Below are 18,394 nucleotides of genomic sequence, written 5' to 3'. Positions count from 1 at the left end.
CTCGGTCCGTTGCACGCCGATCCGGCGTGGTCAGAGGCCGGCGGCGGCGTCGTACCGGCGCCGCAGGTCGGCCATCTCCGATGGAGGAAGCGCTTCCCTGAGTGCCAGTTCCTCGTACTTGTCGGGGAACATCTCCCGTAGCCGGTCGACGAACCTGACGTCGGCGGTCGCCTCGACCACCTGAATGCCGGGAGGTCGGGTGGTCATGTCCATGATCACCGGACCGACGAGTTTGACCGCTCCGTCCCAGTGGCGCTTCTGTTCGGCGACGCCGCAGAGGTGGAAGCCGTAGACCGTCGCGACGTCGGCCATTGTGGCGGCCCCGGCGGGCTCGTAACCGTAGACATGGACTCCGCAGACGATCGCCGGCGCGCCCTGCTCTCCGGCCGGTACCTGGGCAGCGGTGTGCCCGGCGTGTTGATGCTGCGCCGGGTCCGCCTGCTCGAGGGTCGTACGCATCCGGGTCAGGATCTCTTGGTGGAGAACCGCCCGGTCCGTCTTCGGGGTGGTCGCGGTGGCCACGGCGGCCACACCGATCGACGCGGCCAGCAGGCACACCTCGATCCACACGACGTGGCTCCGGTACCAGCCGCCGACGCCTACCCGGGAAATCATGATCGTTCTTCACCTCGTCGCGGTTCCTGATGGTGGCGGAGCGCGCCGACGGTGGGGTGGCGCGTGCCGCGCCACCCCACCGCAGATGCTGTTACCGGGCGGTGCAGGTGAGGGTGGGTGTGGAGTTGGTGCCGTTCCAGGAGGCGTTGAAGCCGAAGCTGGTGCTGGCGTTGGCGCTCAGGGAACCGTTGTAGGCGACGTTCGACGCGGAGACCGACGAACCGCTCGACGTGACCGTCGCGTTCCAGGAGTTGGTGATGCTCTGGCCGTTGGGCCAGGTCCACGCCACAGTCCACCCGGAGATGGCGGCGTTGCCGGCCCGGACGGTGACCTCGGCGCCGAATCCACCGGACCACTCGTTCGTCTTGCGGAAGGTGGCGGTGCAGGCACCGTTTCCGGCCGGCGGCGGCGTGGTGGGCGGCGGAGTCGTCGGCGGCGGGGTGGTGGGCGGCGGCGTGGTGGGCGGCGGGGTCGTCGGCGGCGGGTTGCCGCCGCCGCCGAAGATCACGTCACTGCAGAGGTAGTACGGCTGGTCGAGGTGGGACGCCTGCCAGATGGTGTAGACGACGTGCCGCCCGGTGCGGTTGCCCGCGTTCACCTGCGCCTCGTAGAGCCCGGTGGTCGGGTAGCTGCCGGTGCGGAGTACCAGTTCGAGGCTATTCCAGGTGAGGGGCTGGGTGGTCGGGTCGAAGCCCTGCTTGGTGATGTAGATCAGCATGTAGTCGGCACCGTGCTTGGCACCGTCGGTCAGCGTCAGCGTGAAGTTGTTCGGCATCGGCTTCGCGGTCCACGCGCCGACCGCGTCGAGCGAGGCGTACAGGCCGTTCTGGGTGCGGCCGCCGCTGCACAGCTGCCCGTCCGGCACGGCGGCCTGGTGGTTGCCGCCGACATTCTCGCGGTACAGGCCGTTCCAGTTCCACATGGTGTTCGGGTTGGCCTGCCACGCCTGCCAGCACATCGGGTCGGTCTGGGCCATCGTGGGGTTGAGGTGGTCGGAACCCCAGCGCTCGTAACATCCGTAGTTGCGTGACGGCGGGTTGGTGACCGATCCGTGCGCCGAGGCCGGACCGGCCTGGTTGACCACGACCATCGTGAACGAGGCGACGAGAACTGCGACCCCGGCCAGTCCCAGACGGCGTGCTGTCCGTGAGATTTTCATGATGCTCCAGTGGATGCGCCGACGCCCAGTGACCCTCGCTGGGTGCCCACCCCGGAGAAGATGACGCCGATCGGTTCAAGCCGCCCACCAGGTGGACGGCACTGCTGCCCAGCAGCGCTTGGCGACTCCCAGCCACGATGGTAGTGAAGACGGCTGTCAATGTAAATCGATACCGACGTATCGGGTCAGACCGCGAGGGCCGCGCGTACCTCCCGCTCCGCCGTCACTCCCCCGTCGCCGTGCGAGGTGACCCGGCCGGATTCGAGGACGTGGTAGCGGTTCGCCACCCGCAGCGCGAACCCGAGGTGCTGCTCGACGAGCAGCACGCTGAAGCCGGACTGCCGGGTCAGCTCGACGATCCGCTCCTGGATCTCGGCGACCACCGACGGCTGGATGCCCTCGGTCGGTTCGTCGAGCATGAGCAGTCGTGGCCGGGTGATCAACGCGCGGGCGATGGCGAGTTGCTGACGCTGGCCACCGGAGAGCAGCCCGGCCCGCCGCCGCAGCAGCGGACGCAGCGCCGGGAACAGGTCCAGCGCCTCCGCCGTCGCCACCGCGCCGTCGCGCCGGGCGTCGGCGACGAGGCGCAGGTTCTCCGCCGCCGTCAGGTGCGGGAAGCACTGCTGGCCCTGCGGGACGTACGCCATGCCGCGCGCCACCCGCTCGTGCGGCGCGAGCCGGGTGACGTCCTCGCCGTCCAGCTCGACGGTGCCGGCACTCGGGCGCAGCAGGCCCGCCGCGACCCGCAGCAGGGTACTCTTGCCGGCGCCGTTGTGCCCGAGCACCGCGGCCACCCCGTCGGGCGGGACGGCGAGGTCCACGCCGTGCAGCACCCGGGAACGCCCGTATCCGGCGTGCACCCCGCGCAGAGTCAGCATCATGCCTCCAGAGGGCTGGGGACCCGCCCGGCGTCGACCGGGTGGCCGAGGTAGACCTCCTGCACGCGCGGGTCCGCCTGGACCTGCGCCACGGTGCCCTCGCTGAGCACCTTCCCCGCGTGCAGCACGGTGACGCTGCGCGCGAAGCGACGCAGGAAGTCCATGTCGTGCTCGATCACCACCACCGTGCGGTCCCGGCTCACCGTCTCCAGCAGGGCGCCAGTGGCGTCGCGCTCCTCGTGACTCATCCCGGCGACCGGCTCGTCGAGCAGCAGCAGCCGCGCGTCCTGCACAAGCAGCATGCCGATCTCCAACCACTGCTTCTGGCCGTGCGCGAGGGTGCCGGCGAGCTGGTCGGCCCGGCCGGTGAGCCCGACGGTCTCCAGCGCGGCGGCCACCTCGTCGGGGATCCCCCGCCGGCGCCGGGCCAGGGTGGCCCAGCTCCGGCGTGCGCCCGCGGCGATGTCGAGGTTCTGCACGACCGACAGCTCCTCGAAGACCGTCGACGTCTGGAACGTCCGGCCGATACCGAGCCGGCTGATCCGGTGCACCGGGCGGCCCAGCAGCTCCTGGTCGCCGAAGCACACCGAGCCGGTGGCCCGCACGAGACCGGTGATCGCGTCGACCACTGTGGTCTTGCCGGCGCCGTTCGGCCCGATCAGGAATCGGATGTCACCGGCGGGCACCTCCAGCGAGACGCCGTCGACGGCGGTGAAGCCGTCGAAGCTGACCCGCACGTCACGGACGGACAGCCCGTCCAGCCGGTCGTCGCTCACGGTGTCTCCACCTCCGCCCGCTTCGCGGGGCGGCGGGCCAGCGCCCACAGCGACGCCAGGCCGCCGGGAAGGAACGCCACCACCACCACGAACAGCAGACCCTGCAGGTACGTCCAGGTGCCCGGGAAACGTTCGGAGAGGGCGGTACGCGCCCAGGCGACCGCCACCGCGCCGAGCACCGGCCCGAGCAGCGTGGCCCGGCCGCCCACCGCCACTCCGATGACGAACTCGATCGACGGGACGATGCCGATGAGGGCGGGCGAGATGATGCCCACCGCCGGCACGAACAGCGCGCCGGCGAGGCCCGCCATGCCCGCCGCCACCACGTAGGCGACGAGCTTGACCGACGCCGGGTCGTAGCCGAGGAAACGGACCCGCTCCTCGCTGTCCCGCACCGCCACCAGCAGTTCCCCGTAGCGGCTGTGGACGATCTGGCGGGCCAGCGCGAGCAGCGCGAGCAGGACGCCGGCGATGATGAAGTAGACCATCCGCTGGTTGACCGGGTCGTCCAGGTCGTAGCCGAAGAAGCCCTGGATGTCGGTGAGCCCGTTGGTGCCACCGGTGGTCCCCTGCTGGCCGATCAACAGGATCACCATGGCGGCGGCGAGCGCCTGGCTGAGGATGGCGAAGTACGCGCCCCGCACCCGGCGGCGGAACACCAGTGAGCCGAGCCCGAAGGCGACCGCCATCGGCAGCAGCACCGTGGCCGGCAGGGCGAACCACGGGCTGGCGAACGGCCGCCACCAGACCGGCAGTTCGTCGAGCTGCCCGTACAGCTGCATGAAGTCGGGCATCCCACCGGGACCCGCGTCGGCGAGCTTGAGATGCATGGCCATCGCGTAGCCGCCCAGGCCGAAGAAGACGCCCTGGCCGAGGGTGAGCATGCCGCCGCGTCCCCAGGCGATGCCGATGCCGACGGCCACCATGGCGACGCACAGGTATTTGGCGAGCAGGGACAGCCGGAAGTCCGACAGCGCCAGCGGCGCGACGGCGAACAGCAGCGCCGCGCCGAACGCGAACCCCGCCGCCGCGCGCAGCCGGGACCGGCGACCGGACCGGCTCGCCGGCGCGACGTCGGCCGGGGCCGGTGCGCCGGCGGTGCTCGGCGGCGCGGGTGTCACGGCGGTCATGCGAGGCTCCTGGTCCGCAGGGTGAACAGGCCCTGTGGCCGCCACTGGAGGAACGCGACGATCGCCACGAAGACGATCACCTTGGCGACGCTGAGGGTGGTGAGGTACTCCCCGGTGGCCTGGAGGACCCCGAGGGCGAAGGCGACGATCACGCTGCCCTTGAGCTGGCCGATCCCGCCGACCACGACGACCAGGAAGGCGTCGATGATCAGGTTGGTGCCCATGGTCGGGCCGATCGGGCCGAGCAGGGTGAGCGCCACCCCGGCGAGCCCGGCCAGGCCCGAGCCGAGGAAGAAGGTCGTCCGGTCGACCCGGGCGGTGGGGATGCCGGACACCGCGGCGAGGTCGCGGTTCTGCACGACCGCGCGGATCCGGCGTCCCAACGGGGTGAGCCGCAGCGCCAGGGTGAGGGCGGCGACGGCGGCCAGGGCCAGGGCCAGGATGAACAGCCGGTTGTTGGCGACTGTCAGCCCGCCGGGCAGGGCCACGTTGCCGGTGAGCAGCTCCGGCGCGCGGGTCTGCACGTTCGGACTGCCGAAGACGTCCCGGGCGAGCTGCTGCAGCATCAGGGACACGCCCCAGGTGACCAGCAGGGTGTCCAGGGGACGGGCGTAGAGCCGGCGGATCAGCAGGACCTCCAGCAGCACCCCCATCGTGCCGGCGACCACGAACGCGACAGGCAGCGCGACCAGCAGCGACAGACCGGCGCCGGTGATGCTCTGTTGCAGCACGTACGTGGTGTAGGCGCCGGCCATGATGAACTCGCCGTGCGCCATGTTGATGACGTTCATCTGGCCGAAGGTCAGCGCCAGCCCGAGCGCGATGAGCAGCAGCACCGCGCCGATGCTGATGCCGGTGAAGAGTTGACCGAAGAGGACTGTCACGGTGGGTACTCCCGTACTGCTGGTCGGTGGCCCCGGGCGGGCCGCGTCGTCGCGGTGCCCGCCCGGGTCCGGCGTCGTCAGCTCAGGCCGCTCGCCCACGGATAGGTCTTGAGGTACGGATCCGGCGCGATCGGCTTGCCGGAGTTCCACACCTCGGTGATCAGGCCGTCCGCGCCGACCTTGCCGATGCGGGCGGTCTTGGCGATGTGCTGGGTCTTGCCGTCGACGGTGACCAGGCCCTCCGGCGCGTCGAAGGTGATTCCGTCGGAGGCGCCGCGGACCTTCTCGACGTCGAACGCGCCGGCCTTCTCGACCATCGCCTTCCACAGGTAGACGCTGACGTAGGCGGCCTCCATCGGGTCGCTCGTCGGCTTGTCCGCGCCGTACTTCGCCTTGTACGCGGCCACGAACTTGCCGTTCGCCGTGCCGGGCGTGGTCTGGTAGTAGTTCCAGGCGGTCAGCTGGCCCTCCAGGTACTGGGTGCCGATGCTCTTGACCTCCTCCTCGGCGATGGACACCGACACCACCGGCATCGCGGCGGCGGTCAGCCCGGCCGACTTGTACTCCTTGAAGAACGCCACGTTGCTGTCGCCGTTGAGGGTGTTGAAGACCGCCTTCGCGCCGGACGATTTGACCTTGTTGACGATCGTGCCGAATTCGGTGGACCCGAGCGGCGCGTAGTCCTCGCCGACCACAGTCATGCCGTTCGCCGCCGCGTACGCCTTGATGATTTTGTTGGCCGTCCGTGGGAAGACGTAGTCGCTGCCGACCAGGTAGACCGATTTCGTTCCCTGAGCCTTGAGGTAGTCGAGCCCGGGGACGATCTGCTGGTTGGTCGTCGCGCCCGTGTAGAAGATGTAGGGCGACTGTTCCAGACCCTCGTACTGCACCGGGTAGAACAGCAGCGCCTTGTTCTTCTCGAACACCGGCTTGACCGCCTTGCGGCTGGCCGACGTCCAGCACCCGAAAACGGCCGCGACCCGGTCCTCGGAGATGAGCTTCTCGGCTTTCTCCGCGAAGGTGGGCCAGTCCGAGGCGCCGTCCTCCCCGACCGGCTGGATCTTCTTGCCGAGGACGCCGCCGGCCGCGTTGATCTCCTCGACGGCGAGCATGATGGAGTCGCGGACGGTGACCTCGCTGATCGCCATGGTGCCGGAGAGCGAGTTGAGCAGGCCCACCTTGACGGTGTCGCCGGAGACGTCGGCGGTGACGCCGGCCGCGCCGCCCTCGTCGCTGGTCTTGCTGCCGCACGCGGTCATGGCCGCCGCGGCGACGAGGGTCATGGCACCCGCCAGGATGCGGCGGCTCCGAAGAAGTGACATCTAATCTCCCTGCGGTGCACTCAAGAAGCGAAAGGACGGGCGGTGCGGTCCGGTGGAGTCGGCGATGCGGGGTCGACGGGTGGACGTCGCCTGTGGTCATCGCGTCGGTCATGGGCACGCAAAGCGTCGACCGGCATGATTGCGTTAACGTTTCCCAGCCCTTAATTGACTGTTTCCCACGCAGCGGAGAGAGAGCACGCCACGACGACTGAAACCGTCGGATGCAAGACGGTTTCAGCCGTGGTCAGTGCGGTGAAGAATTGCCACCACGAGGTCGGCGGACGCATTTCGCCGACGGTGGACAGAAGATCGCGGTATCCATCCTCCGGGACAGATACTTCACGCAGGAAGCATCTTAGGGCCGGACCGGGTGGACGTGTCAAGGGTCCGCATCGGACGGTCAGATCTGAGCGAGCACGGTGAAGTCCAGGCCGTCGGCCTCGGCGAGGTAGATCCGCTGGCGCACGTGCCGCCGGCGCAGCTGCAGCCGGCCGCGCGGCCCGTGGTACGCCACCGTGTCGGCAGCCGTCTCGATCGCCCGTACGTCGAGGGTGCGGGCCTGCCCGATCAGGGCGGCGAGCAGCATCACGCCCTCGTAGCAGGACTCCCCCAGGCTGCCCAGCGGCGGCGCCTCCACCCCGAACCGGTGGGCGAACTCGCCGTGGAAGTCGAGGTTCTCCTGCGTCACGAGGCCGGCGAAGAAGCCCGCCGCGCTGTAGAGCCGTCGCGTCGCACCCGCCCCGCTGGCCAGCAGCATGTTCTCGTCCATCAGGGTGCTCAGCCGCAGGCAGCGCTGGTCCATCGCGGCACGCGCGAACGCCCGGTTGAACCGCACCGCGTCCGCGCCGACGAGCAGCATCACCACGGCATCGGCCTCGCTGCGCTCGATCCGGCGCAACACGTCGTCGAAGTCGTGCGTCTCCAACGGCAGGAACGCCTGGCCCACCACGCGGCCACCGCCGCGCAACGCGTACCGCTGAGCCGCCCGCGCGGTGCGCCGGGGCCACACGTAGTCGTTGCCGACCACGAACCAGCGGCGCACGCCCTGCTCCCCCGCGAGCAGCCGCATCGCCGGCCACAGCTGGGCGTCCGGCGTCTCGCTGGTCAGATAGACCCCCTCGGTACGCTCACCGCCCTCGTACAGGGCGGTGTAGACGTACGGCACGCGGTGCGCGACCCGGGGCGCGAGCGCCTGCCGCACCGAGGAGATGTGCCAGCCGGTCACGCCCTGCACGGCACCCACCGACACCAGCGCCTCCACCTGGGCGGCCACCTCGGCCGGCGGGGCGCCACCGTCGACCGGCACCAGCCGCACCTCGCGGCCCAGCACCCCGCCACCGGCGTTGATCTCCTCGACCGCGAGCTGGGCACAGAGTTCGCAGGTCGGGCCGAACATTCCCGCCGGCCCGCGCATCGGGTACACCAGCGCGATGCTTACCACGGTCCGATCGACTGTGAGCCACGGCGGTGCCGGCGCGGACATGAGCCCATGATTGCCCGGCCGACGTGGGAAAACCACAGCTCTCCACGGAGCGGGACGAGTCGCTACCATGACAGGGCCACCGGCCCAGGGAGTTCCATGTCAGACGTGCCCGGGGCGCCAGCCGATCTGCTGCGCTCGCTCACCCGCGCCGAACGGCTGCTCTCCCGCCGGTTGGCCGCCGTACTGGCCGACGACGACCTGACCACCGAGGCGTGGCGGGTGCTCTGCCTGCTCGCCGACGGTCAGGGCCATCCGATGAGCGAGGTGTCCGCCGAGGCGTCGCTGCCGCCCGGGACCCTCACCAAGCTGGTCGACCAGCTCGTCGACCGTAACCTGGTGTTCCGGCGGATCGACCCGCTGGACCGCAGACGTATCCGGGCCTACCTGACCACCCGGGGCCGCCGCGAGCACGCCCGCCTCGACGAGCGGGTCCGGACCTGCCTCGCCGAGGCGGGCGTACCGGCCGGCACCGCCCTGCTCGACCATCTCGCCGACCTGATCGCCCGCCTCGACCCGGCGGGTCGCCGCGACAACGCCGAGGCGGCCGGCCTTCGCCTCCCTACACCTCGGTGAGCAGCGGCTCGCCTTCGAGGTGGGCGCGCAGCGTGTGCGCGTCGGCAGCGGTGGCGGTCCACAGTGTCGCCGGGCCACCCGCCAGGGGCAGCCGGGCGACTGTGCCCTCGACCGTCGCGGTCTCGTGGAGAAGCGACGGGTCCACCACCAGCAGCGACCCGGTGGCCGGTGCGCCGCTGAGCACCGCGGGGCCGGCCCAGCCGGGCGCACCCGGTCCCACGGCCAGCGACTGGCGCAGCAGCGGCCGGCCGTCGTAGTCGACCCGGGTGTGGACGACGGCGCCGCCCGGCGCCTCGCCGTACCGGCCGCAGATCACCTCGTCGCGCCAGGTCAGCCTCGCCCCGGCGGCCAGCTCCACCCGGGACTCGGCGAGATGCGCGCAGCCGGCCGCCGCGACCAGTTGCTCGGGCAGCCAGTGCAGTGCGCCGCCGTCGTGCACCACGGCGCGGACCGCCATCCGCGACACGACGCCGGGCCGGCCGGGCAGTGCGACCGAGGCGGCGACGGTGTGTATCCGCACCGCCGCCCCCGGTCCCACGTCGATGTCCAGCCGCAGGTCGTCGCCGGCGAGCGGGCCGGCCGCCCCGCCGACGACGTACACGGTCACGGCACGACCGGTGCCGGGGGTCTGTCGCAGCAGCAGCGGCGTCTCACCGCGCAGCTCGGCGAGTACCGTGCCGCCCCGGCCGTCGGCCCGGGCCGCCAGCCGGGCGTACGCGCGCATCAGGCCGGGCCGCCCCGCGCGGCGACCGGATGCACTGCCGCGTGGTGGGCCAGTTCGTGGCGGATCCAGTCGGCGACCGGCCCCGCCGCCGTGTCGCCGACGATCGACAGGAAAACGGTCGGCAGGTCGCCGCGCCGGGCCCGCGCGTCCCGGTCCATGACGGAAAGGTCCGCGCCCACCATCGGGGCCAGGTCGGTCTTGTTGATCACGAGCAGGTCGGCGGACGTCACACCGGGTCCGCCCTTGCGCGGCACCTTGTCCCCGCCGGCCACGTCGACCACGAATATCTGCCGGTCCACCAGGCCCCGGCTGAAGGTGGCGGTCAGGTTGTCCCCGCCGCTCTCGACAAGCACCAGGTCCAGCGGGCCGACCGCCTCGGCCAACTCGTCCACGGCGTCGAGGTTGGCCCCGATGTCGTCCCGGATGGCGGTGTGCGGGCAGCACCCGGTCTCCACGGCACGGATCCGGCTCGGGTCCAGGACGCCGGCCCGCTTGAGGAAGTCGGCGTCCTCGGTCGTGTAGATGTCGTTTGTGACCACGCCGAGCCGCAGCTCGCCGGCGAACGCCCGGCACAGGGCCGCCACCAGGGCGGTCTTGCCGGATCCGACCGGCCCGCCGATACCGACGCGCAGCGCCCGCCCGGCTTGCGCCAGGGGCGGATGCGGGTCCGCCCCCGGTTCGGGGTGGGTGTGCGGAACGGTCTCGTCGTGCGGGGCAGGGTTCCGGTCGGCATCGGGCGCAACGGTTTCAGGACGCAAAGAGACGCACCTCCCAGGTGGCATGAGCTTCGGCATGGATGTCGGCAAGGGGCGCGGCTGCCGCGGGCAGCCGCTCGGGTGGATCGTCGGCGGCCCGGGCCGCGGCGGCGGCGGTGCCGTCGCACAGGCCGGCGAGACCCACAAGCAGGGCCTGGACCCGGTACGGGTCGAGGCCGAGCAGGCGAACGGCCGCACTGGCCGCACCGGTCACCGTCCCGTGGGCGGCGACCGTGGCGGTCTCGGCGCGGTTCAGACCGGCGGCGGCGCACAGCAGCCCGAGCACAAGCGGCTGGTGTGCCCCGCCAGGTGTGGCGGGCAGGTCGTCGAAGGGCGCCTCCGGCCAGATGGCCCGGCCCGCGCGCAGCAGAGCACGTCCCTGGCGACGGGACACCGTGCGCAGCGCCGGCGCCGCCGTCCGGGCGTCCAGCTCCGCGTCGAGCGACGCCAGCGTGGACCCGCGTACGGCGGGACCGGCCGAGGTCACCGCCCGGTGCGCCGCCGCCGCGAACGCCGCACCGACCAGCCCGGCGGTGGCCAGCCGGCCGGCCAGGAACGCCTCCAACGAGGCCAGGCCGGTGACCCGGCCGGCGGCGACGGCGGCCTCCAGGCCGCCGGAGTGGGCGTGCGCGCCGGCCGGGAAACGACCGTCGGCCAGCAGCAGGAGCAGGCTCGACGTGGCCATCAGAACAGGAAGTACCGCTGGGCCATCGGCAGGCGTGGCACCGGGTCCGGCTCCACCACCTGACCGTCGATCCGCACGGTGAAGGTGTCCGGGTCCACCTCGATCCGGGGCATCGCGTCGTTCTCCGGCAGGTCGGCCTTGCCCCGCGAGCGCACGTCCGCGACGGGCACCACCCGTCGCCGTACGTCGAGGCGCAGCCCGGCGTCGAGGGCGGCGGGCGCGACGAACGCCAGGCTGGTCGCAGACGCCGCGGCGCCGTACGCCCCGAACATCGGTCGCGGCAGCATCGGCTGCGGCGTCGGGATGGACGCGTTGGCGTCACCCATCTGGGCGTACGCGATCATGCCGCCCTTGAGCACCAGGTGCGGTCGTACGCCGAAGAACGCCGGATCCCACAGCACCAGGTCGGCCAGCTTGCCCGGCTCGACCGAGCCGATCTCCCGGTCCAGCCCGTTCGCCATCGCCGCGCAGATGGTGTACTTCGCCACGTACCGGCGGGCCCGGTGGTTGTCGGCCGCGCCGTCGCCGGGCAGCGCGCCGACCCGCTCCTTCATGACGTGGGCGCTCTGCCAGGTTCGCAGGATCACCTCGCCCACCCGGCCCATCGCCTGCGAGTCGGAGCCGATGATGGAGATCGCGCCGAGGTCGTGCAGCAGGTCCTCGGCGGCCATGGTGGACGGCCGGATACGGCTCTCGGCGAAGGCCAGGTCCTCCGGCACGGACGGGTTGAGATGGTGGCAGACCATCAGCATGTCCAGGTGCTCGGCGAGGGTGTTGGCGGTGTACGGCCGGGTCGGGTTGGTCGACGACGGCAGCACGTTGGGCTCGCCGGCCACCGTGATGATGTCCGGCGCGTGCCCGCCTCCCGCACCCTCGGTGTGGTACGAGTGGATGGCCCGGCCGGCGATAGCCTGCAGCGTGTCGGCCACGAAACCGGCCTCGTTGAGGGTGTCGGTGTGAATGGACACCTGCACCCCGGAGGCGTCCGCCACCCGCAGGCAGGCGTCGATCGCCGCCGGTGTGGTGCCCCAGTCCTCGTGCAGCTTGAAACCGCCCGCGCCGGCGCGTAACTGCTCCCACAGCGCCTCCGGCGAGACGGTGTTGCCCTTGCCGAGCAGCAGCACGTTGACCGGCAGCGTGTCCAGCGCCTCGTGCATGCGGGCCAGGTACCAGGCGTTCGGGGTGACGGTCGTGGCCCGGGTGCCCTCGGCGGGGCCGGTGCCGCCGCCGACGAGTGTGGTGATGCCGCTTGCGAGCGCCTCGGTGACGATCTCCGGGCAGATGAAGTGCACGTGGGTGTCGACGGCGCCGGCCGTGAGGATCCGGCCGTTCCCGGCGATGACCTCGGTAGCCGGGCCGATGACCAGCTGAGGGTGGACGCCGGGCATGGTGTCCGGATTGCCGGCCCGGCCCAGCGCGACGATCCGCCCGTCGCGCAGACCCACGTCGGCCTTGACCACGCCCCAGTGGTCGAGCACCACCGCGCCGGTGACGACGGTGTCGAGGGCGCCCTCGGCGCGGGTCGCCCGCGACTGGCCCATCGACTCGCGAATCACCTTCCCGCCGCCGAAGACCGCCTCGTCGCCGCCCACGCAGTGGTCGGTCTCCACCTCGATCAGCAGGCTCGTGTCGGCCAGCCGGATGCGGTCGCCGGTGGTCGGCCCGTACAGGTCGATGTAGCGGTCCCGCCGCACGGCGCTCACCGCGCCGGCCCGCCTGTTGTCGGCGCATTTGTTCCCGGCGCGGCTGTTCCCGGCGCGGCTGTTTCCGGCGCTGGCGGTGACGCCCCGTCCAGCGGTCCGGCGCACTCGCCGCGGAGGCCTGGTACGACGCGGGCGCCGCCGAGCGGGACCAGCTCGACGACGCGGCTCACGCCCGGCTCGAACCGGACCGAGGTACCCGCCGGAACGGCGAGACGCCGGCCCCAGGCGACGGCCCGGTCGAACGCCAGCGCCGGGTTGGCCTCGGCGAAGTGGTAGTGCGAGCCGACCTGCACCGGACGGTCGGCGGTGTTTACCACGACCACTGTGGTCACCGGCCGGCCCACGTTGATCTCGACCGGTCCGGCCGCCGGCAGGATCTCCCCGGGGATCACGGGATCGGGTGGTGCACCGTCACGAGCTTGGTACCGTCCGGGAACGTCGCCTCCACCTGCACCTCCCTCAGCATCTCGGGGATGCCGTCCTGGACGTCCTCGCGGCCGAGCACCGTCCGGCCGGCGGACATCAGGTCGACCACCGACCGTCCGTCGCGGGCCCCTTCGAGCAGGAAGGCGACGATGATCGCGACGGCTTCGGGATAGTTGAGTCGCAGGCCGCGCTCGCGGCGGCGGCGAGCGACGTCGGCCGCGACGTGGACGAGCAGGCGGTCCTGCTCGTGCGGGCTGAGGAACACGGGATTCTCCGGTGGGGATCGGCGTGGCCCGCTCGCCGTCGGCTCCGCGCGAAGCCGCGCCGGGCAGCACCACCCGGAGTACGAGCTGGAGTCACACGACCGCCGCGACGACCGCCGGCGGGGTGGCCCGGGACTCCACCATCCCGGCCCGCGCGACGGGCTCCCGGCGGTGTCGGTCGGATGCGGACCGCACCGCCCACCGCTTCAACCGACCGTAGAGGATCGCCGGCGGCGGGGGCAACAGTGTGCTCGGGATGAGGGATCGAACCGCGCCGGCGCCGGGTCGACTCGACGCCGGGCCGCCCCACGGTTGCTCCCCCGATTCCGGCTCGTGATCGGGCTGCCGCGGACGAGCTGGGATGAACGGTCGCGCAGGCTGCCGGACAACGGCTCGTCGCTCCTGGAGCCGGCGAAATCGGCTGACGGCGGCGTCCGGCCAGCGACTGCTGACCTGCATCTACCGACCGCACTCACGGGGGCGGCACGCCTCGACAGCGGCGGATCCGGATGCCGCCGGTCAGACGACGGTCACGAGGACTTTCCCGAGTGCGTGGCCCTCTCCGATGCGCTCCGGGAGGTCACGCCGGACCGCTCGCCCACATCGCGGGGTGGCGCGGCCGTGCAGCATCGGCGGCACAGACCCATCGGCGCCGGGCGGGGCGCACCCGACGAAGCTGACCAGGCCGCGCGCCGCGCGTCCGGGGATCGCTGACGCCGACCACGACCCGGTCCTGGAGGCGGTCGACCAGCAGTCCACCTCGGCCGGTCGAGGCCCGCCCGGAGGCCAGGATCGCCACCGCCGTCCCGACGCGGCGCTTGACGCCCCCGCACACTGCAACGAGACGCAACCGGAGTTGGCGATGGTCGACCTCGTCCGGCCGGATCAGCCGTCAGCGCTGCGCCGTCGAGCAAGCGCTGGCGATCGGGGCGGGGCCGTCGTTCACTGCCCGAGAGGGCGGTAGCGGAGGCGTACGACGCCGTTTCGGAATCGGCGCTCATCGAGGAGTTCGAGGTCGACGCGCATGCCGGTCGGCAGGCCCGGCTTACCCCCGCCGACGACCACGGGCCAGACGAACAGCTGGCACTCGTCGACCAGCCCGGCCTCAAGAGCCTGCGCCGCGAGGTGTGCACCTCCAACGGTGAGATCGCTACTGGCCGTGGCCTTCAGTTCGCGTACCGCAGCGGGGTCGAAGCGGCGTTCGAGTCGGGTATCGGCGGTCGACACCGCGGCGAGGGTCGTGGAGTACACGACCTTTCCCGCTGCCTGCCAGGCGCTTGCGAAGTCGGCCATGAGGTCGGACTGCGCGGCCAGAGCGGCGTCGGTCTCCCAGACCGCCATCGCCTCGTACAGTCGCCGCCCGTAGAGAAACGTGCCCACGGACCGCAGGAGATCGGTGTAGACAACGAACACCTCGTCGTCCATCGGCAACCAGGCGAACGCGCCGCTTTCGTCCTCCATGTAGCCGTCAAGCGACACGTTGTTCACATATATCAGCTTTGTCATGCCCCTACCTCTCAATGATCAACCGCAACAGCCTGGACACTCGTCAGCGTGGTGAACGCATGAAGCCGGGCCCGGCTCCTCCGGCACATCGAGTGCCCGGAGCCGGCATACAGAGCCCGGCCCGTGGTCGGCGCGCTGACCACGGCCCAGGCGGCAAGGTCGATCGGCCACCCGCACGTTGCCGACGACCGCGTGCATCCCTGCGCCGTCACCAGCCCCAGCAGCGCGGCCCGGCCCGCGAAGTAGCCGTCTCCGGTAATCGCACATGACGACGGCCAGGATGCCTCGTTCGGCGCCTCGGAGAAGGTCACGGTGGCAATGGGCCGACGAGATCGAACATGCGGCAGACCTCGACGCACGGGTGCATCACCCATCACCTCCTGTCACCGCGACAGCACGCTCGCAGGCTGCCCCTCACCCTGACTACGAACACCCCTGCCCGAATCCGACACCTTCGGTCGACATAGCAGCAATAGGCCACAGTTCGGTCTTTGAGTGCGATGATTTCGCGGTCAACCGCGCGGCGCGCGGTCCGCGGGAGCGTCGCGACGTTGAGCTGCACGGCTCGGCTGCGCGGGGACGGTGGCGTCAGTACGAGTCGTGGCCGCCGCCGCAGTCGCAGCCTTGGATTTGCGGCGGTGGAGCGTGAGAGTCATGACCAGCACGACCAGCGCTCCGACGATCAGCCCGAGGATCGCGCTGGCCACCGTGTTGACGAGCCAGCCGACGAGCCCGCCGAGAACACCCGTGGCGTCGTGGGCGGCGACCTCCACGTGGTGCACGGCCTCGTACAGGAAGTGCAGGTTCAGCTCGTTCGTGCCCAGCAGCAGGATGTGCCCGCCCACCCACAGCATCGCCGCGGTGCCGACTACCGTCAGCACGGTGAGGACTACCGGCATCGCCCTCACCAGACCGCGGCCGAACGTGGCGACGGCGCCGGAACGTTGCGACAGGCGCAGCCCGGCGTCGTCCATCTTTACGATCAGGGCCACCACGCCGTACACCAGAACGGTTATGACGACGGCGACGACAGCCAGGATCACCAGGCGGGACCAGAACGCCTCATCGATCACCTCGTTGAGGGCGATGACCATGATCTCCGCCGAGAGGATCAGGTCGGTTCGTACCGCCCCGGACACCAGTGTCGTCTCGTCCTGCACCTTTTCCTCGCCCGCGCCGTGGGCATCGTGATGGGCGATCTTGGCCCACACCTTCTCCGCGCCCTCGTAACAGAGGTAGGCGCCGCCGAGCATGAGGATCGGAGTGAGCAGCCAGGGCACGAACTGACTGAGCAGCAGCACCGCCGGCAGGATGATGAAGAACTTGTTGCGCAGCGACCCCAGGGCAATGCGCTTGATGATCGGCAACTCACGCTCGGCCGCCAGGCTCCGTACGTACTGCGGCGTGACGGCAGCATCGTCGACGACGACGCCCGCAGCCTTGGCGCCGGCTTTCGCGGCGGCCGCCCCGATGTCATCGATCGACGCGGCAGCGGCTCGGGCCAGCACCGCCACGTCATCAAGCAGGGCTACGAGTCCACCGGCCAAGGGAGGAGTCCTTCCAGGGTTGCGCAGAGTTCGAACTGGCCCATTCTCGCTCAGGTCCCCGTGCGCGGCACGCCACCGCCGGTCGCATGTCGGGCGAGAGCTCGAGGTGAGCGGCTATCGTTCCCAGCCGACGACCCGCCGCCAACGACGCCCCGTAGCCGACGCTGTATCGATGGTTCCCTTGCTGGCAGCGTGATGGCACCTGGGCCCGGATCCTGGCTGGGCTGCAAGCCGCCGCCGTGCCCGCCGTGACGGGCACCGGCAGAAAGAAACCACCGCGCTGGATAGGGACCGGACCTCGTGGGTAGCTCCCCGGCATGGTGTGGAAGAACCCCGCGGACCTGCTGCGTCTACTCGTCGTCGCGCTGCTCGTCTACCCGGCGCTGGTGGTGATCCTGCGGGTGTCCGGGAAGCGAACGCTGTCCAAGCTCAACGCGTTCGATTTCGTGGTCACGGTGGCACTGGGTTCGACGCTGGCGACAATCCTGCTGTCTCGGGACGTCTCCCTGGTCGAGGGGATCCTCGCGTTGGCGCTGCTGGTCGGCCTGCAGTACGGGGCCGCGCTGCTCGCGGTCCGTTGGCCGCCGTCGCAGCGGCTGCTCAAGGCACGCCCGACCCTGCTGCTGCGGGACGGACATCTCCGGTACGAAACCATGCGCAGCGTCCGGGTGGCGGAGAGCGAGATCCGGCAAGCCGCGCGTAGCCAGGGCACTGGCGATCTGGGTGACCTCGAGGCGGTGGTGCTGGAGACCGACGGGAGCCTCAGCGTCATCACCCGCGGCCGCCTCGGAGACGGCAGCAGTCTTGCCGACGTGCCCGACGCGGCGGCGCCGCCCGGTGGGTGACCGCTCGTTTCGGCGGTGGCGCCGGGGAACGCCAGGACGTGTCTGGACAGACAGGATTGGCCCGATGAGCACGGGCGGGTGCGACCGCCAACCTGCTGGTTGACGCCGGGTGGCACGTCCTCGTGCTGGAGGCGGACGACGTGCCGGGCTGGGCAGTGCGTTCCGCGGAGGTGCTGGGGCCCGGCTTCACCACCGATCTGTTCAGCGCGTTCTACCCGCCGGCAGCGGCTTCGCCGGCGCTACGCGCGCTCGACCTGGATCGGCACGGGCGGCGCCAACCGGGGTGGTGCGGTCGGTGGTCGCGGGACCACAGGCGAAGGGTGATCAGTTCCGGCGGCAGGCGAGGACGCCGGCCGCAGTCCCGAGCACGCCGACGGCCACCCCCACCCGGTGCCGGGAGAGCCATGCCTGCGGGCTGCGGCCGTGCGCCCGGGAGGAGGTCGTCAGGGTGTCACCGGCTCGCCGGCTCCCCGGGAATCCGGCTCTGCTCCGCCTCGGTGTCCACCTTGCCGCACACGATGCCCTGGTGCTTCTCGCTGGCCTGCTCGAAGACGGACGAAGCCGCGGCAGGGGCCGCACCAGCTCGCCCAGAAGTCCACCAGCACGGTCCCGTCGCGGGTGACGGCCTCCTCGAAGCTCGCGCCGGCGGGTGGGCCCACAGTGGTCGCGCCGTGGTGACGGGAGCGGACGCGCGTGAACCTCGGCGGGACGCTGAAGAAGGTCTTCGGAGAGCCGTACACGTCCATAGGGCCCGAGGAGGCTGCGGCCCTGGTCGCCGGTGGGGGCAGTTGCTCGACGTCCGGGAGCCGGCCGAATGGCGTGCCGGGCACGCACCCCGGGCCCGGCACATCCCGCTCGGCCAGCTCCCTGGCCGGGTCGATGAAGTGCCGGCGGATCGCCCGATGATCACCGGTTCGGGGCGCGCTCGCGGCAGGCGGCCGCGCTGCTCGCCCGCGACCACCATCAGATCTACAACGTGGTCGGCGGCCGAGCCTCATTACGTCTCCGCGTAGCGGAAGCGGAGGCGTAGCCGCAGGTAGAAGCTACCTGCGGCGCCTGGGTCCACACATGAAGCGGGCGCCTATCGAGGGCACGGAAACGATCACCGCCCACCCACAGC

General features: G+C 71.3%; 19 protein-coding genes and 2 pseudogenes. 4 read left to right on the top strand and 17 right to left on the bottom strand.

The window, feature by feature from the left end:
- Positions 1-30: 30 nt before the first annotated feature.
- The 8 genes from IRY44_RS25345 to IRY44_RS25310 form a co-directional block, all read right to left on the bottom strand.
- Positions 31-615 (bottom strand): hypothetical protein, encoded by a 585-nt coding sequence (locus tag IRY44_RS25345; protein WP_194802735.1) that lies wholly within the window; start codon positions 613-615, stop codon positions 31-33.
- Between the two features lie 91 nt (positions 616-706).
- Positions 707-1,774, bottom strand: coding sequence for a lytic polysaccharide monooxygenase (locus IRY44_RS25340; RefSeq protein ID WP_194802734.1), 1,068 nt, complete (start codon positions 1,772-1,774; stop codon positions 707-709).
- A 185-nt stretch (positions 1,775-1,959) separates the two neighbouring features.
- Positions 1,960-2,652, bottom strand: a complete 693-nt coding sequence (gene urtE / locus IRY44_RS25335) for an urea ABC transporter ATP-binding subunit UrtE (protein WP_064446439.1) — start codon at positions 2,650-2,652, stop codon at positions 1,960-1,962.
- Positions 2,652-3,428, bottom strand: coding sequence for an urea ABC transporter ATP-binding protein UrtD (urtD, locus tag IRY44_RS25330; protein WP_194802733.1), 777 nt, complete (start codon positions 3,426-3,428; stop codon positions 2,652-2,654). The genes urtE and urtD overlap by 1 nt, the downstream gene beginning before the upstream one ends.
- The gene (gene urtC, locus IRY44_RS25325) at positions 3,425-4,558 is read right to left on the bottom strand and encodes an urea ABC transporter permease subunit UrtC (RefSeq protein WP_194802732.1); all 1,134 of its coding nucleotides are present in this window, start codon (positions 4,556-4,558) and stop codon (positions 3,425-3,427) included. The genes urtD and urtC overlap by 4 nt, the downstream gene beginning before the upstream one ends.
- Positions 4,555-5,442, bottom strand: coding sequence for an urea ABC transporter permease subunit UrtB (urtB, locus tag IRY44_RS25320; RefSeq protein WP_194802731.1), 888 nt, complete (start codon positions 5,440-5,442; stop codon positions 4,555-4,557). Before urtB ends, urtC begins: the two co-directional genes overlap by 4 nt.
- A 77-nt stretch (positions 5,443-5,519) precedes the next feature.
- Complete coding sequence (gene urtA, locus IRY44_RS25315; protein ID WP_194802730.1) at positions 5,520-6,764, bottom strand: urea ABC transporter substrate-binding protein; 1,245 nt, start codon at positions 6,762-6,764, stop codon at positions 5,520-5,522.
- Positions 6,765-7,164: 400 nt separating this feature from the next.
- Positions 7,165-8,247, bottom strand: a complete 1,083-nt coding sequence (locus IRY44_RS25310; protein WP_194802729.1) for a substrate-binding domain-containing protein — start codon at positions 8,245-8,247, stop codon at positions 7,165-7,167.
- A gap of 96 nt (positions 8,248-8,343) precedes the next feature.
- On the opposite strand from IRY44_RS25310, the gene IRY44_RS25305 reads away from it, so the two are divergent.
- Positions 8,344-8,820 carry a MarR family winged helix-turn-helix transcriptional regulator gene (locus IRY44_RS25305; RefSeq protein WP_194802728.1) on the top strand — a complete coding sequence of 159 codons (477 nt, stop codon included), beginning with the start codon at positions 8,344-8,346 and terminating at the stop codon, positions 8,818-8,820.
- On the opposite strand, the gene IRY44_RS25300 is transcribed toward IRY44_RS25305, so the two are convergent.
- The 8 genes from IRY44_RS25300 to IRY44_RS25265 form a co-directional block, all read right to left on the bottom strand.
- Entirely contained in the window at positions 8,807-9,544 is a 738-nt protein-coding gene (locus IRY44_RS25300; protein WP_194802727.1) for an urease accessory protein UreD, read from the bottom strand. The genes IRY44_RS25305 and IRY44_RS25300 overlap by 14 nt on opposite strands.
- Positions 9,544-10,302, bottom strand: coding sequence for an urease accessory protein UreG (ureG, locus tag IRY44_RS25295; protein ID WP_194802726.1), 759 nt, complete (start codon positions 10,300-10,302; stop codon positions 9,544-9,546). The genes IRY44_RS25300 and ureG overlap by 1 nt, the downstream gene beginning before the upstream one ends.
- Positions 10,292-10,984: an urease accessory protein UreF gene (locus IRY44_RS25290; RefSeq protein WP_194802725.1), complete on the bottom strand. Its 693-nt coding sequence runs from the start codon at positions 10,982-10,984 to the stop codon at positions 10,292-10,294. Before IRY44_RS25290 ends, ureG begins: the two co-directional genes overlap by 11 nt.
- Positions 10,984-12,687, bottom strand: coding sequence for an urease subunit alpha (locus IRY44_RS25285; RefSeq protein ID WP_194802724.1), 1,704 nt, complete (start codon positions 12,685-12,687; stop codon positions 10,984-10,986). The genes IRY44_RS25290 and IRY44_RS25285 overlap by 1 nt, the downstream gene beginning before the upstream one ends.
- A complete protein-coding gene (locus IRY44_RS25280) occupies positions 12,684-13,079 on the bottom strand; it encodes an urease subunit beta (RefSeq protein WP_194802723.1) in 396 nt (131 codons plus the stop codon). Before IRY44_RS25280 ends, IRY44_RS25285 begins: the two co-directional genes overlap by 4 nt.
- Entirely contained in the window at positions 13,076-13,378 is a 303-nt protein-coding gene (locus tag IRY44_RS25275) for an urease subunit gamma (protein WP_073827834.1), read from the bottom strand. The genes IRY44_RS25280 and IRY44_RS25275 overlap by 4 nt, the downstream gene beginning before the upstream one ends.
- A 940-nt stretch (positions 13,379-14,318) precedes the next feature.
- Positions 14,319-14,882 carry a dihydrofolate reductase family protein gene (locus IRY44_RS25270; protein ID WP_194802716.1) on the bottom strand — a complete coding sequence of 188 codons (564 nt, stop codon included), beginning with the start codon at positions 14,880-14,882 and terminating at the stop codon, positions 14,319-14,321.
- A gap of 512 nt (positions 14,883-15,394) precedes the next feature.
- Positions 15,395-16,429 carry a DUF808 domain-containing protein gene (locus IRY44_RS25265; RefSeq protein ID WP_194802714.1) on the bottom strand — a complete coding sequence of 345 codons (1,035 nt, stop codon included), beginning with the start codon at positions 16,427-16,429 and terminating at the stop codon, positions 15,395-15,397.
- Positions 16,430-16,746: 317 nt separating this feature from the next.
- Between IRY44_RS25265 and IRY44_RS25260 the strand changes: the two genes are divergently transcribed.
- Together IRY44_RS25260 and IRY44_RS30880 are read left to right on the top strand one after the other, a co-directional pair.
- Positions 16,747-17,274 carry a DUF421 domain-containing protein gene (locus IRY44_RS25260; RefSeq protein WP_194802712.1) on the top strand — a complete coding sequence of 176 codons (528 nt, stop codon included), beginning with the start codon at positions 16,747-16,749 and terminating at the stop codon, positions 17,272-17,274.
- A gap of 92 nt (positions 17,275-17,366) precedes the next feature.
- Positions 17,367-17,549: pseudogene (locus IRY44_RS30880) on the top strand (NAD(P)/FAD-dependent oxidoreductase); the annotation flags it as partial.
- Positions 17,550-17,758: 209 nt separating this feature from the next.
- Here IRY44_RS30880 and IRY44_RS30875 read toward each other — a convergent pair.
- Positions 17,759-17,933, bottom strand: a pseudogene (locus IRY44_RS30875) (thioredoxin family protein); the annotation flags it as partial.
- 12 nt (positions 17,934-17,945) lie between these two features.
- On the opposite strand from IRY44_RS30875, the gene IRY44_RS31380 reads away from it, so the two are divergent.
- Positions 17,946-18,287 carry a rhodanese-like domain-containing protein gene (locus tag IRY44_RS31380; protein ID WP_370585010.1) on the top strand — a complete coding sequence of 114 codons (342 nt, stop codon included), beginning with the start codon at positions 17,946-17,948 and terminating at the stop codon, positions 18,285-18,287.
- Positions 18,288-18,394 lie beyond the last annotated feature (107 nt).

The sequence above is a fragment of the Micromonospora sp. ANENR4 genome, from assembly GCF_015354395.1.
GTDB lineage: Bacteria > Actinomycetota > Actinomycetes > Mycobacteriales > Micromonosporaceae > Micromonospora > Micromonospora aurantiaca.
This window is presented reverse-complemented; position numbering and strand designations above follow the sequence as displayed.

What these genes read in the sequence shown, in the direction of transcription:
- IRY44_RS25340 (WP_194802734.1), bottom strand. Translation starts at nt 1,774, where the DNA reads ATGAAAATCTCACGGACAGCACGCCGTCTGGGACTGGCCGGGGTCGCA.
- urtC (WP_194802732.1), bottom strand. Translation starts at nt 4,558, where the DNA reads ATGACCGCCGTGACACCCGCGCCGCCGAGCACCGCCGGCGCACCGGCC.
- IRY44_RS25290 (WP_194802725.1), bottom strand. Translation starts at nt 10,984, where the DNA reads ATGGCCACGTCGAGCCTGCTCCTGCTGCTGGCCGACGGTCGTTTCCCG.
- IRY44_RS25300 (WP_194802727.1), bottom strand. Translation starts at nt 9,544, where the DNA reads ATGCGCGCGTACGCCCGGCTGGCGGCCCGGGCCGACGGCCGGGGCGGC.
- urtA (WP_194802730.1), bottom strand. Translation starts at nt 6,764, where the DNA reads ATGTCACTTCTTCGGAGCCGCCGCATCCTGGCGGGTGCCATGACCCTC.
- IRY44_RS25270 (WP_194802716.1), bottom strand. Translation starts at nt 14,882, where the DNA reads ATGACAAAGCTGATATATGTGAACAACGTGTCGCTTGACGGCTACATG.
- urtE (WP_064446439.1), bottom strand. Translation starts at nt 2,652, where the DNA reads ATGCTGACTCTGCGCGGGGTGCACGCCGGATACGGGCGTTCCCGGGTG.
- IRY44_RS25310 (WP_194802729.1), bottom strand. Translation starts at nt 8,247, where the DNA reads ATGTCCGCGCCGGCACCGCCGTGGCTCACAGTCGATCGGACCGTGGTA.
- IRY44_RS25345 (WP_194802735.1), bottom strand. Translation starts at nt 615, where the DNA reads ATGATTTCCCGGGTAGGCGTCGGCGGCTGGTACCGGAGCCACGTCGTG.
- IRY44_RS25305 (WP_194802728.1), top strand. Translation starts at nt 8,344, where the DNA reads ATGTCAGACGTGCCCGGGGCGCCAGCCGATCTGCTGCGCTCGCTCACC.
- IRY44_RS25260 (WP_194802712.1), top strand. Translation starts at nt 16,747, where the DNA reads ATGGTGTGGAAGAACCCCGCGGACCTGCTGCGTCTACTCGTCGTCGCG.